At 72.0% G+C, this 13168-nt stretch carries 13 protein-coding genes; all 13 read right to left on the bottom strand.

The genetic code is table 11. From position 1 onward, the window contains the following. Positions 1–66: 66 nt before the first annotated feature. On the bottom strand, positions 67–2199 hold the full coding sequence (locus tag CWOE_RS29940) for a GTP-binding signal recognition particle SRP54 G-domain-containing protein (protein WP_012931560.1): 2133 nt from the start codon (positions 2197–2199) through the stop codon (positions 67–69). Then, positions 2183–4261: a flagellar biosynthesis protein FlhA gene (gene flhA, locus CWOE_RS00355; RefSeq protein ID WP_012931559.1), complete on the bottom strand. Its 2079-nt coding sequence runs from the start codon at positions 4259–4261 to the stop codon at positions 2183–2185. Before flhA ends, CWOE_RS29940 begins: the two co-directional genes overlap by 17 nt. Further along, entirely contained in the window at positions 4258–5334 is a 1077-nt protein-coding gene (gene flhB, locus CWOE_RS00350) for a flagellar biosynthesis protein FlhB (RefSeq protein WP_012931558.1), read from the bottom strand. The genes flhA and flhB overlap by 4 nt, the downstream gene beginning before the upstream one ends. Positions 5335–5337: 3 nt before the next feature. Then, positions 5338–6138, bottom strand: a complete 801-nt coding sequence (gene fliR, locus CWOE_RS00345) for a flagellar biosynthetic protein FliR (protein WP_012931557.1) — start codon at positions 6136–6138, stop codon at positions 5338–5340. Continuing rightward, a complete protein-coding gene (gene fliQ / locus CWOE_RS00340) occupies positions 6135–6410 on the bottom strand; it encodes a flagellar biosynthesis protein FliQ (protein WP_012931556.1) in 276 nt (91 codons plus the stop codon). Before fliQ ends, fliR begins: the two co-directional genes overlap by 4 nt. A gap of 13 nt (positions 6411–6423) precedes the next feature. Further along, positions 6424–7065: a flagellar type III secretion system pore protein FliP gene (gene fliP, locus CWOE_RS00335; RefSeq protein WP_012931555.1), complete on the bottom strand. Its 642-nt coding sequence runs from the start codon at positions 7063–7065 to the stop codon at positions 6424–6426. Further along, positions 7062–7631: a FliO/MopB family protein gene (locus CWOE_RS29935; RefSeq protein ID WP_012931554.1), complete on the bottom strand. Its 570-nt coding sequence runs from the start codon at positions 7629–7631 to the stop codon at positions 7062–7064. The genes fliP and CWOE_RS29935 overlap by 4 nt, the downstream gene beginning before the upstream one ends. A gap of 105 nt (positions 7632–7736) precedes the next feature. After that, on the bottom strand, positions 7737–8099 hold the full coding sequence (locus tag CWOE_RS00325; RefSeq protein WP_148261230.1) for a response regulator: 363 nt from the start codon (positions 8097–8099) through the stop codon (positions 7737–7739). Continuing rightward, on the bottom strand, positions 8096–9001 hold the full coding sequence (locus CWOE_RS29930; protein ID WP_012931552.1) for a FliM/FliN family flagellar motor switch protein: 906 nt from the start codon (positions 8999–9001) through the stop codon (positions 8096–8098). The genes CWOE_RS00325 and CWOE_RS29930 overlap by 4 nt, the downstream gene beginning before the upstream one ends. After that, the gene (locus CWOE_RS00310) at positions 8998–9966 is read right to left on the bottom strand and encodes a flagellar motor switch protein FliM (RefSeq protein WP_012931551.1); all 969 of its coding nucleotides are present in this window, start codon (positions 9964–9966) and stop codon (positions 8998–9000) included. Before CWOE_RS00310 ends, CWOE_RS29930 begins: the two co-directional genes overlap by 4 nt. Next, complete coding sequence (locus CWOE_RS00305) at positions 9967–10473, bottom strand: chemotaxis protein CheD (RefSeq protein WP_049793136.1); 507 nt, start codon at positions 10471–10473, stop codon at positions 9967–9969. A gap of 37 nt (positions 10474–10510) precedes the next feature. Next, complete coding sequence (locus CWOE_RS00300) at positions 10511–11107, bottom strand: chemotaxis protein CheC (protein WP_012931549.1); 597 nt, start codon at positions 11105–11107, stop codon at positions 10511–10513. 26 nt (positions 11108–11133) lie between these two features. Further along, the gene (locus CWOE_RS00295; protein WP_012931548.1) at positions 11134–13161 is read right to left on the bottom strand and encodes a chemotaxis protein CheA; all 2028 of its coding nucleotides are present in this window, start codon (positions 13159–13161) and stop codon (positions 11134–11136) included. Between the last annotated feature and the right edge of the window lie 7 nt (positions 13162–13168).

Genomic DNA, 13168 nt, shown 5'->3' with positions numbered 1-13168 from the left:
CGCGAGAGCGAGCCTCTGGCGAGTTCTCGCCCGGAAAGCAAGGCCTCTGGCCGCGGCTTTTCGCGCTCATGACAGCAGCCGCTCCGCGAGCTGGGCCGGGTCGGCCGGCGCGAGCGCGCCCGGCAGCTCCAGCCCGCTGTTGACGTAGGCGAGCGGGAGTCGCGTCGCGCAGGCGAGGTCGACGACGGCGCCGATGTGGTCGGTCGCGTCGGCGTGGGTCATCGCGATCCCGGTCGGCTGCAGCGGCGCGAGCCGCTCGACCAGCTCTTCCGCGACGGTCGCGCTGAGCGTCGCCGGTACGACGAGCTGGATCTCGTCGAGCTGGAGCGGTGCCAGCTCGGCTGCCATCCGCGCGACCGCGTCGGGGTCGCCCGGGGAGACAGCGGGCGTGTCGAGCACGACGAGCGCCTCGGCGCGGAGCGCGGCGAGCCGCTTGGCGGCGGCCTCCGCCGTCGCGACCGCCTCGACCTTGACGCCGTGGGGCTTGAGCAGCGCGGTCAGCTCGGCGCCGCCATCGGCCGGGGCGAACGTGAGGCAGGCGACCGGGACGGAGCTGCCCTGCGCGTACGCGGCGGCGAGCCCGGCGGTGCAGCGCGTCTTGCCACCGCCGCCGGCGCCGACGAACGCGACGACGCGGCCGCCGAGGCGGGGCGGGGCGGGCAGCGGGATGCGGCGCGCGAGTGCGGAGCGGACCGCCGTTCTGACATCGGCGCCCGGAGTGAACGGCAGCACGTGCGCGGTCGCGTCGACGAGCAGCTCCTCCGCCGCGGCCGGCGCGAGACCGTGCGCGGCGAGCGAGCCTGTCACCTCCGCCGCGGCCGGCGCGTCGACGAGCCGGCGCGGCGTCGTCGCGCCGCTGCGGCGGCCGAAGAGGCTGCGACGGGGGGCGGTGACACGCGGTGACGCGGCCGGAGGCGCTGGCGAGGGCGCGGTGGCGAGGACCAGCTCGGTGCCGGGACCGGCCGTGCCCGGCTGCGCGGGCGCCGGCTCGGCGGCCTCCACCGGGGGCCGGGCGGGCGCCGGGAGCGCGGAGGCGGCCGCCCTGGCTGCGAGATTGGCCGCCGCGATCGCCGCGGCCAGCTCCAGCGCCTGGGTCGTGCGCGGGCCGACGCCGCTCGCGGGCGACTCCGGCTTTGCGGCCGCTGCGGGCTTGGCCGGCTTCGCGCGCGGCTTCGAGGTGGCGGCTCTCGGGGCTGGCTCCGCTCTCACGGAGGGCGCGGCTCTGGGAGCCGGAGCGGCTTCCGGTGTGGGGACTCTCGCGACCGGTTCCGTTCTGGCGACCGGCGCGGCTCTTGCGGCTGGAGCGGCGGTGGCGGTGGCCGGCTCCGCGCTCGCGGCGGGCACTCTCGCGGCCGGCTCCGCTCTCGGAGCGGGGGCTCTCGCGGCCGGAGCGGCTCTCGCTCTCCCCTTCGCCGCGCCTCTGCGCTTCTTCGCCGCAGCTCTTCTCGCTGTGGCTCTCGCCGGCCGGGCGGGCGCAGCCGGGGCGACGGGCGCAGCTCTCGCCGCGGGCGGCAGCTCGGGCTCGGGGGCCGGCACGGGTGCGGGGGCCGGGCGGGGCGGGAGCGGGATCGGCTCCGTCTCGGCCGCGTCGGCGGGGACGGGCGGGGCGTAGCGGCCGGTCGGCTCGTCGGCGGCCGCCGACGCGGCGCCGCTCGCGCGGACGGTCGGCTCGGCACGCTCCTCGGCGTCGGCGAGCTGCTTGGCGAACGTACCGCTGTGGGCGCGCAGGATCTCCGCGGGCGTGCGCGGGTCGCCGGCCGCGGAGCCGGTCGCCTGCGCGAGCAGCTCGGCGGCGGTCGGCCCCGCTCTCGGCGCCGGCGCGAGCGACTCGGGACCGGACGAGGCCGGCGGACCCACAGGGCGGGGAGCCTCGAAGGCCGCCGGAGACGAAGGTGGCGCCGGCTCCTCGGCGGCGGCCTGCTGGAGCGGCTCGGGCAGTGCGGGCTCGTCGTCGTAGACGTCCAGCCGCATCTTGCCCCCGCCCGCCCGCGCCTGGACCTCGACGAACTGCTGCTGGAAGAAGCCGCCGATGCCGCCCATCAGCCCGTCGCGCTGACGCACGACGACGGCGTCGGGACCGAGCTCGGCGCGGATCTGCGGGAGGATCTCCTCCAGCGATCTGCCGCGGTAGGTGCGCAGCGAGGGGTCGGCCGGCACGTGCCCGTTCGTCTTCGGTCGATCGTCAACTTGCGAGCTCATGCTCGATCACTCCAATCGTCTCCACAGTGATGCCGGGTGCGATCTCGTTGTACGAGCAGACCGCGAGGTGCGGCAGCGCCTGCTCGACGAGCCGCCGGATGTGGCGGCGCACGCGCGCCGAGCACAGCAGCACCGGCCTGCTGCCGCGCGCGGTCGCGTGCTCCACCTGTGTTCGGAGCGCGCCGATCAAAGCCTGCGCGCGGACGGGATCCATCGCGAGGTATTCGCCGTCGGAGGTCTGCGTGATCGACGCCGCGACCTCCTGCTCGATCGCCGGGTCGAGCGCGAGCGCGCGCAGCCGCTGCTCGCCGTCGAGGTACGGCGCGGTGATCGTGCGGCCGAGCGCCTGGCGCGCGTACTCGGCCAGCAGCGCCGGGTCGCGCGTGAGCCGCGCCTTGTCGCCGATCGCCTCGACGATCGTGCCGAGGTCGCGAATCGAGACGCCCTCCGACAGCAGCCCCTGCAGCACGCGCTGGATCTCGCCAAGCGTGAGCATGTCCGGCACGACCTCGTCGACGACCGCCTGGTTGCTCTCCTTCAGCTGGTCCAGCAGCGCTCTCACGTCCTGGCGGGTGAGCAGCTCAGAGGCGTGCGCGCGGATCGTCTCGGTCAGGTGCGTGACGATCACCGACTCGCCGTCGACGACGGTGAAGCCGAGTGCCTCCGCCTCCGCGCGCTGGTCGTCGGTGACCCACGTCGCGGGCAGGCCGAACGCCGGCTCGGTCGTCGGCACGCCCTGCAGCTGGCCGACCGCGTCGCCCGGGTCCATCGCGAGCTGGTGGCCGGCCATGATCCGCCCGCGCGCGACCTCGGTTCCGCGCACCTTCAGCACGTACTCGTGCGAGTCGAGCCCCAGCTCGTCGTGGATCCGCACGGGCGGGATCACCATCCCCAGCTCGGTCGCGATCTGCCGCCGGATGACGCTCACGCGCGAGAGCAGCGTGCCGCCGTTCTGCTGGTCGACGAGCCGCACGAGGCCGAAGCCGATCGCGAGCTCGAGCGGGTCGATCGGCAGCGCCTCCAGCGCCGCGTCGCGCGGCTGCGCGGCGGCGGTGCCCTCGGCGTCGATGCGCGCCGTCTCGGCGTCCTCCTCGGCCTGGTCGGCGTCCGCTCTGCGCAGCGCCAGCCCGACCGCGAGGAAGATGCCGCCGATCACGATGAACGGGATCTTCGGCAGGCCCGGCACGAGCGCGAACGCGAGGATCGCGCCGCCGGCGACGAGCGGTGCCTTGCGCTGCTTGAGGATCTGGTCGGAGATGTCGGCGCCGAGGTCTCTGTCGGACGCCGCGCGCGTGACGAGGATGCCGGTCGCGACCGAGATCAGCAGCGCCGGGATCTGCGCCGCGAGGCCGTCGCCGATCGTCAGCAGCGAGAAGTGCTGGATCGCCTCGCCGAACGGCATGTCCATCTGCATGATCCCGACGGCGAGACCGCCGAGCAGGTTGATCAGCACGATCACGATCGCCGCTATCGCGTCGCCTCTGACGAACTTCGAGGCGCCGTCCATCGAGCCGTAGAAGTCGGCCTCCTGCGAGATCTCGGCGCGGCGTCTGCGCGCCTCGTCGTCAGTGATCAGGCCAGCGTTGAGGTCGGCGTCGATCGCCATCTGCTTGCCGGGCATCGCGTCGAGCGTGAAGCGCGCGCCGACCTCGGCGACGCGGCTGGCGCCGTTCGTAACGACGACGAACTGGATCACGACGAGGATGAAGAAGATCACGAGGCCGACGATCACGTTGCCGCCGACGACGAACTCGCCGAACGCTCTGATGACGTGGCCGGCGTCGCCGGTCGTGAGGATCAGGCGCGTGACCGAGACGTTGATCGCGAGCCGGAACATCGTCGTCAGGAGCAGCAGCGACGGGAACGCGGAGAAGTCGAGCGCGCGGTTGAGGTAGAGCGTCGCCACCACGATCGCGATCGCCGCCGAGATGTTCAGCGTGATGAAGAAGTCGAGCAGCATCGGCGGCAGCGGGATGACGAGCATCACCACGATCAGCACGACGCCGAGCGCCGCCAGCAGGTCGGTCTGGCCGAGAGCCTTTCTCAGCAGCGGGGAGTTCATCGCGCGCCGACCTTCCTGCGGGCGTTCCCCGCGACTCTGTACACGTGGGCCAGGACCTGCGCGACGGCCTGGTAGAGGTCCTCGGGGATCATCTGGCCGACCTCGACGGTCGCGTGCAGCGAGCGCGCGAGCGGTCTGTTCTCGATCACCGGCACGTCGTGCTCGGCGGCCAGTCTGCGGATCTGCAGCGCGATCAGGTCCTGCCCCTTGGCGACGACGATCGGCGCGGGCTTGGTGCCGTCGTACTTGAGCGCGACGGCGAAGTGCGTCGGGTTCGTGACGACGACGTCAGCGTCGGGAACCGCGGACATCATGCGAGCGCGCGCCTGCTGCATCATCCGGCGTCGCTGCATCGACTTGACCTCGGCCGGCAGCTGCTGCGATCTGAACTCGTCCTTGACGTCCTGCATGGACATCCGCAGCTGCTTCTCGTGCGTGTACTTCTGGTAGGCGTAGTCGATCGCGCCGATCACGAGGTAGGCGATCGCCGCGCGCTGCGAGATCGACAGCACGAGGCTCACCAGCTCGGCCGCGAGCTGGCCGGGGCTCGCGCCGACGGTCGCCGACAGCTCGGTCATCTTCGGCGCGACCGCCATCGCGACGATCACGCCGATGACGGCGACCTTGACGATCGACTTCGCACCCTCGAAGAACATCCGCGGGCCGAAGACGTTTCTCGCGCCGCTGAGCGGGTTGATCCGCTGCGCCTGCGGCTTGAGCGCCTCCGCCGACGGTTTGAGGCCGACCTGGCCGAGGTTGGCGACGATGCCGGCGATCGCGCAGACGGCGGCGACCGGGCCGATCGCGAGCGCGAGCGTCCGCAGCGTCGACATCGCGATCCCCTCCAGCCCGCCCGCGGTCAGCGCGGCCTGCGGGTCGGAGATGCGCTCGAACGAGTCGCGCATCGACGTCTCCATCGCGCCGACGACGGCGGGGCCGAGCAGGCTCAGCGCGAACAGGCCGGCGATCAGCACGACCGCGCCGTTGACGTCCATCGAGCGCGCGACCTGGCCTCTTCTGCGGGCGTCGTCGCGCTTTCTGGGTGTCGCTCTCTCTGTTCTGTCGTCGGCCATCAGCTAGCCCATCCGGAGGGTCTGGAGCGCCTCGCCGACGCTCAGCTGGAGCTGATCCGAGATCCAGCCGCCGACGAACGGCAGCGACGCCGCGACGACGACGAGGCCGACGATCACCTTGACCGGGAAGCCGACCGCGAAGACGTTCATCTGCGGCACGACGCGCGAGACGAGACCGAACGCGACGTCGGTCAGCACGCACGCGATCAGGACCGGCGCGGCGACCGCGAGCGCGGACGCGAAGATCGTCGTGAAGACGGCGACGACGCCCTGCGAGATCGAGGCGAAGTCGGGCGACGCCGACAGCGGGACGATGTCGAACGTGCGCGACATCCCCTGGATCAGCCAGGCGTCGCCGTTGATCGCGATGAAGATCGCGACCGCGACGAGGCTGTAGACGCGCGCCAGCACGGCCGACTGGTTGCCGGTGATCGGGTCGAGCGAGCCGCCGAACGCGAAGCCGACCATGAAGTCGAGCAGCGTGCCGGCGGCGTCGACGGCGGCGAACATGACCGAGACGCAGAGCGCGAACGCGAGGCCGACGAGCATCTCCTTGACGATCAGGCCGACGATCGCGAACGCCTCCGTCGGCAGCGTCTGGCCGGCGACCGCGAGCGGGTAGAGGCCGAGCGCGAAGGCGAGCGCGACGATCGTTCTCGCGCGCGCCGGAACCTGCCGCGAGTTGAACATCGGCGCGACGAGGAAGAGCGGGCTGACGCGCGCGAGCACGAGGAAGAAGCCGACGACGTTTCTGACGCCGAGCGCGGCGAGCAGCTGGTTCGCCGTCGTCTGCGTCGCGTTCATCCGCCACCGACCAGCGTCGGGATCGAGCGGTAGAGGTTCTCGGTGTACGCGATCAGCTGGTTCAGCATCCACGGACCGGCGACGACGAGCACGACGGCCGTCGCGATGATCTTCGGGATGAACGAGAGGCTCTGCTCCTGGATCTGCGTGATCGCCTGGAAGACGGAGACGACGAGGCCGACGACGAGGCCGACGAGCAGCAGCGGCCCGCCGATCTTGATCGCGAGGTCGAGCGCCTGCGTCGACAGGTTCATGACGGTGTCTTGATCCATCACGCCCCTCGCATCAGTTGAAACTTCGGACCAGCGAGTCGGTGATCAGCGCCCAGCCGTCGACGAGCACGAACAGCAGGATCTTGAACGGCAGCGAGATGAAGACCGGTGGGAGCATGATCATCCCCATGCTCATCAAGGTCGAGGCGACGATCAGGTCGATCACCAGGAACGGCAGGAAGATCATGAAGCCGATCTGGAACGCCGTCTTCAGCTCGCTGACGATGAACGCCGGGATCAGGACGGTCGTCGGGATGTCGGCGCGCGTTCTCGGCTGCTCTCTCGTTCTCGACAGCCGCACGAACAGCGCGAGGTCCTTCGTGCGCGTCTGCTCGAACATGAACTGACGCAGCGGCTCCTCGGCGCGTCTGACCGCCTGGGCGGTGTTGATTCTGCCGGCCTCCAGCGGATCCCAGGCGGTCTCCTTGATCTGCGTGAAGGTCGGCGCCATCACGAACAGCGTCAGGAACAGCGCGATCCCGACGAGCACCTGGTTCGGCGGCGCCGTCGGCGTGCCGATCGCGGTGCGGATGAAGCCGAGCACGATCAGGATGCGCGTGAAGCCGGTGAGGCAGAAGAGGCCGGCCGGGATCAGCGTGAAGGCGCCGATCAGCAGCAGGACCTGGATCGCGCTGTCGCCGTCGACCGTGTTCACCGTCGCACCGTCCACTTGCGCATCGTCTCGACGAGGGCACCCGGCACCGGGACCTTCGCGCCCCTGCCGGCGTCGGCGGCGCGAGCACGCGGCTCGGCGGCGCCGTCGGGCAGGATCAGCTCGCCCCACTCGTCGATCAGGCCGGCGTCCTGCGCCTCCTGCTCGGTGTAGGTGCGAACCGGCGTGACGCCGTGGTCGGCGACGCCGACGAGCACCAGCTCGTTGCCGGCGCGCACGAGGTGCAGCGCCTTGCCGGAGCCGAGCGCGACCGAGGCGACGGAGGCGAGCCCGCCGATCGAGCGCTCGGCCTTGCTCTGCTTCATCTGTCTGAGGACCCAGGCGATCCCGTAGATGACGCCGATCACGATCGCCAGGCCGACGATCGTGCGGACGATGCTGCCACTGCCGCCGCCGACGTCGCCCGACGGCTGCGTCGTGGTGGGGAGGTCGACGGGGGTGCTCTCAGCGTCTCTGGCGCCGCCGGCCGCGAGGGCGGGCGTGCAGAGCACGGTGAAGAGGGCAGCGCAGAGCGCGACCACCCGTGGAAGCAGGGAAGCCTTGATCATCGAGGGAACCGACTCCGAGGGAGAGTCGACCTTGATGATCGGCGGACCGGCGCCAGCCTTTAGCGCCGGTCCGTGAGATGCGTCCGAACGCGCTGCTAACGGACGCTAGGCGAGGGCTTTTCCGACCGCGTCCAGGACCCGATCGGCCTGGAACGGCTTGACGACGAAGTCCTTCGCGCCAAGCTTGATCGACTCCAGCACCTTCGCCTCCTGGCCCAGCGCCGAGCACATCACGACCTTCGCGCTGGGGTCGATCGCCATTATCTCGCGCAGCGCCTCCAGGCCGTCCTTCTCGGGCATGGTGATGTCGAGCGTGATCAGCTCGGGGCGCAGCTCCTGGAAGCGCTGGATCGCCTCCACGCCGTTGCCGGCCTCCCCGACGACCTCATGGCCGCCGTTGGAGAGCGCGTCGGTCAGCATCTTGCGCATGAACGCAGCGTCATCGACGACGAGCACACGTGCCATCAGGACACCGTTCCTTCCTTGTCGGGGGTTCGTTGCAGATCGGATGCGTCGCGGCCGGCGACCTCGGCGAGCCGCAGCGCCCATTCACCGTCGTCGGTGAGGACGAGCGTCCCGCTCGCGAAGCGCAGGCCGTTGACGTACAGGTCGACGGGGTCGTCCGCCTTGCGGTCGAGCTCGAGGACGGAGCCGGCGGGCATGTCGGGCGCCTGCCCGAGCGGAACGCGCGTGCGTCCCAGCTCGGCCCAGACGCGCACGCGGATGTCGCGCAGCGCGTCGTCGAGCGCGACCTGCTCGTGGACGTCGCCCTCGCCGCCGTCGGAGGCGCCGCCGCTGACGTGCTCGACGCCCATCTCGTCGAGCGCGCGCGTCATCCGCACGACGAACGCGTTCGGCACGAGCTGCACGAGGCGGCACGGCTCGTCGCAGACGCGGAACGTCGCGCGGGCGCCGTGCGGGGCCATCTCGTAGGCGTCGATCGCCTCCGAGGCGCTGTTGAAGAGGCGCGTCTCCGGCGGCGCGATCTCGACGTCCTGGCCGAGCACGACGCCGATCGCGGCGGCGGCCGCGGCCATCATCTGGTTCGCCGCCTCGGCGACGGCCGACAGCTCCAGCACGGACAGCTCGCTGGCGTCGTCCTCCGGCGGCGGCTGGCCCATCATCGAGGCCGCTATGCGGCGCGCGCCCTTCGCCGTCATGACGAAGACGTTGGCGCCGGTGACGCCGTCGACGTAGGCGACGCTGACCGCCACAGCGGGCGCCTCCAGCGTCGCGAACGGGTTCGTGTCGGGGTTGAGGACCGCGACGTCGCCGCGCTCGACCTGGTCGGGGCAGAGGCTGTCGAGCACCTTTGCGATCGCCTCGGCGGTCGAGGCGCCGAGGCGCATCAATGCGTCTCTGGTGTTCACGACTGCTCCCGCCGGTCGACGATCTGGACGGCGCGGCGGGCGCCGCTGCGGCCCGGTTGCGCGTGGTGGATCGGCACGTCCTCGGCGTAGACGACGACGCCGTCGGCGGCGAGCGAGGAGAGCTTGACGAGGTCGCCGGGCGCGAGCCCGAGCACGTCGTCGATCGCCATCTCGACGCTGCCGACCTCGGCTCGCATGGTCACGTGGGCGCCCGACAGCGCGGCCTGCACGAGCGCGGCGGCACGCGGGTCGTCGGCGCGCGTGCGCAGGTCGCGGCCGGCGATCTGGTCGGCGACGGGGTCGATCGACACCCACGGGATCAGCAGCGCAAGCGTCGAGGAGTGGCGGTTGATGCGCGACTCCAGCGTGATCGTCAGCGTCGGCTCGGAGATCGCGGCGACCTGCATGCCCTCGACGTGCGAGTCGACCTCCTGCGCGGCGAGCGTCTGCCCCGCGAGGTCCTGCCAGACGATCGACAGCTGCGTCGTGAGCGTCTCGAACAGGCGCTTGGAGAGGACCCAGTCGATCTCGCTCAGCTTGCGCTGACGCGGCGGTCTCTCGGGCGCGCCGCCGAGCAGGTACTCGATCGCCATCAGCACGAACGGCAGCTCGGCCGTCATCAGCATCCGCGTGTCGTGCGGCGCCACCTCCAGCGGCGTGCCGAGCGACGCCGGCGGCAGCTGCTGCTGCGCGGCCGACCACGTCAGCTGCGTCGTATTGATGACCTCCAGCTCCAGCGGCACGCGCAGCTCCGCCGTCAGGCGCGCGGCGGCCGTCTGGCAGAACATGTCGAGCGTGCGGACGATCCTCCGCTCCTGCTCGCTGGTGAACTTCGTCGGGCGCGCGAAGTCGACGGTCTTGAGCCGGCGTCCCCGCCTCGTCGCGGCCGAGTCGTCGGGCAGCTCGCCGTGCTTGGCCGCCTCGACGAGCGCGGCGATCTGATCGTTGGTGAGGATCTCGCTCATCTAGTGGGTCACCTCCGCTGCGCTGCGTCGTGCGGTGGGCGAGCCGTTCCACAGCTCCGCCTCTCTGCCGCCGGCTTCCTTCACGGTCACGTGCAGCGGGTCGACGTGCACGCGCATCGTGCGCCCGCGGCGGCCGCCGACCTGCTCGGCGCGCACGGGGATGCGCGCGCTCTGCAGCGCGGCGCGCACGGCGACGGCGTTGCGCGCACCGATGTCGAGCGCGCTGCCGACGCCGACGTCGAACATCTGCGCGCCGCCGACGAGCACGGCCTCCAGCCGCACGCGGCGGGCACCCAGCTCCTCTGCCGCGGCGACGAGCGCCGGGATCGCGCGGTCGGCGTACTTGCCGGCCGGCGCGTCGAGGTCGGCCGTCGCGTCAGGGAGCATCACGTGGGCGAGCGCGGCGACGCCTCTGGCGCGGTCGACCAGCGCCACGCCGATGCACGAGCCGAGACCGATCGAGGTCAGCTCGTCGCCCGGCGTCGCGCTGACGGCGAGCTCGCCCATCCGCACGATCCTCACCGTCCCCGTCCGTGTGCTGGCATCAGGAGCCTCCGACGCCGAGGCGGGTCAGCAGCTCGTCGATCCCACCGGTGGTCGGCAGCAGCAGGAACGAGAGCGAGCAGGCGGCGTCGGCGACGTCCAGCTCGGAGTCGAGCACGAGCGCGACGCCCGACTCGCCGGCGGTGCCGGCGAGCAGCGACGCGACGATCGCGCCGAGCATGTCGGTGACGACGTGCGGCGGGCGCGGCTCGATCGCGATTCCCGCCATCGACGCGAGCGCGTTGATGTACGAGGTGCCGAGGATGTTGCCGATCTCGCCGATCGCCGAGTCGCCGACCTCGGTGCCCGGCTCGACGCCGAGCAGGCCGCAGAGCGCCGCGGCGTCCTGCGTCGGGAACAGCAGCAGCACGAGCGCCTCGAGGTCGCCGACGATCGGCAGCACGACGCTCGCGACCGTCTTCTCGGCGGGCCCGACCGCGTCGACCGCGTCGGCGAGCGGGAGCGCCAGCGCACGCGGGACCGACAGCTCGACCTCGCGGCCGAGCATGCTCGCGAGCGCGGTCGCGGCGTTGCCGGACCCGATGTTTGCCAGCTCTCGCATGGCGTCGAGCTGCAGCTCGGTGAAGTCGGACGACACTGAGGGTGCTCCTTCCTGCGGCGGCATCAGGACACCGGGACGGGTTCGGTCGCGCGCGCCGTGAGGGCGTCGCAGTCGACGATGAGCGAGATCTCGCCGTTGGACAGCACGGCGCCGCCGGAGACGGCGGCGCGGTCGCTGACCTCGGGCGGAAGCGGACGCGTGACCAGCTCGCGCTGGCCGACGAGGGTGCCGACGGCGAGCGCCAGGCGGCGATCGCGGCCACGCACGATCACGGCGTGGTCGTGCGCCTCGCCGGAGGGCACGACGCGGCCGGCGAGCGCCTCGCCGGCGTCGATCAGCGGCAGCACGCCGTCGCGCAGCACGAGCATGCGCTGGCCGGCGACCGAGCGGACGGCGTGGTCCTCCAGCCGCAGCGTGCGCTCGACGCGGTCGAGCGGGACCGCGAACGGCATCCCCTCGGCCTCGACCAGCAGCGCCGACATGATCGCCAGCGTCAGCGGCAACCGGATCGACGCGGTCATCCCGACGCCGAACTCGGAGTCGACGATCACCTCGCCGCCCAGCTCGCGGATCTTCGCCTGCACGGCGTCCATCCCGACGCCGCGGCCCGAGATGTCGCTGGTCGACTCGGCGGTCGAGAAGCCGGCCGTGAAGAGCAGCTCGGCGGCGCGCTGGGAGTCGACCGCCGGAATCGCCTCCTCGCTGATCAGGCCGCGCTCGAACGCCTTCTGCGCGACCTTCGCGGGATCGACCCCGCGGCCGTCGTCGCGCACGCTGATGACGACGTTGCCGCCGGCGTGGCGGGCGGAGATCTCCAGCACGCCGGTGCGCGGCTTGCCCGCGGCCTCGCGCTCGTCGGGCGGTTCGAGCCCATGGTCGAGCGCGTTGCGGACGAGGTGCACGAGCGGGTCGCCGAGCGCGTCGACGACGGTCCGATCCAGCTCCGTCTCCTGGCCGACGAGCTGCAGCTCGACCTCCTTGGAGAGCTTGGAGGAAAGGTCGCGCACGAGCCGCGGGAAGCGCAGGAAGACCGCCTCGACCGGGATCATCCGGACCTGCATCACCATCGCCTGGAGCGCTTGCGAGCTGCGCGCCATGTCCTGGATCGCCTGCTGCAGGCCGGGCACGTCGGCGTCGCCGGCGAGCGTCTCGACGACGGTCCGGTGGATCACGAGCTCGCCCATGAAGTGCATCAGCTGGTCGAGCCGCTCGGCGTCGACGCGCACGGTCGCGCCGGCGTGCGCGCCGCCGGCCGCGTGGTTGGTCGCGACGCGTCTGGCGGGCGCGGCGTGGTCGACGGCCGGGCCGCCGACGAGCGCCGGCTCGGCGTCGGCGTGGGCGGCGGAGAGCGTCTCGATCGACGGCGGCATCAGGTCGTCCTGCGCCTCCTGCACGGCGACGTGCTCGACGTCGCTGACGCCGGCGGCCGCCGCCTCGATCACGTGGTCCTCCCGGTCGCTCGCCAGCCACGCCTCCAGGCGCGTGCCCTGGAACTGCTCGACGCCGTCCTGCGCGGGGATCGAGCCGACCAGCTCGCCCAGTTCGGCGAGCGCCTGGAAGAACATGAACGCGCGCACGGCCGGCATCAGCGCCTCGTCGGAGAGGTCGGCGGCGACGTGCACGACGCGGCTGCCGTCGGCCAGCTCGCGCACGGTCGGCAGGTCGGGCAGGTCGACGCCGCCGATCTTGTCCAGCTCCTGCTCGGGCGTGCGCTCGCGGATCAGGCCCTTGAGCTGCTCGATCAGCGCGGCCGGGTCGAGCTGCTCGGCGCCGTCGGTGGCGATCTCCTCGACCGCCGCCTCGAGCGCGTCGAGGCATTTGAAGAGGACGTCGACGGCCTCGCGCGGCAGTCCGTCGGCGCGCTGGCGCAGCAGCTCGAAGACGTCCTCCATCTGGTGCGTGAGGGCGGCGATCGCGGCGAAGCCCATCGTCGCGCTCATGCCCTTCAGCGAATGCGCGATGCGGAAGATCTCGTCGACCGTGTCGCGGTCGTCAGGCGTCTCCTCGATCCGCACGACGGCGAGGTTCAGCTCCTGCAGGTGCTCGCGGGACTCCGCGAGGAACATCGGGAGATACTCGGAGGTGTCCATCAGCGAC

The sequence above is a fragment of the Conexibacter woesei DSM 14684 genome (assembly GCF_000025265.1).
Lineage (GTDB): Bacteria > Actinomycetota > Thermoleophilia > Solirubrobacterales > Solirubrobacteraceae > Conexibacter > Conexibacter woesei.
The sequence above is the reverse complement of the archived record's forward strand: the minus strand, read 5'-3'. Positions and strand labels throughout refer to the sequence as shown.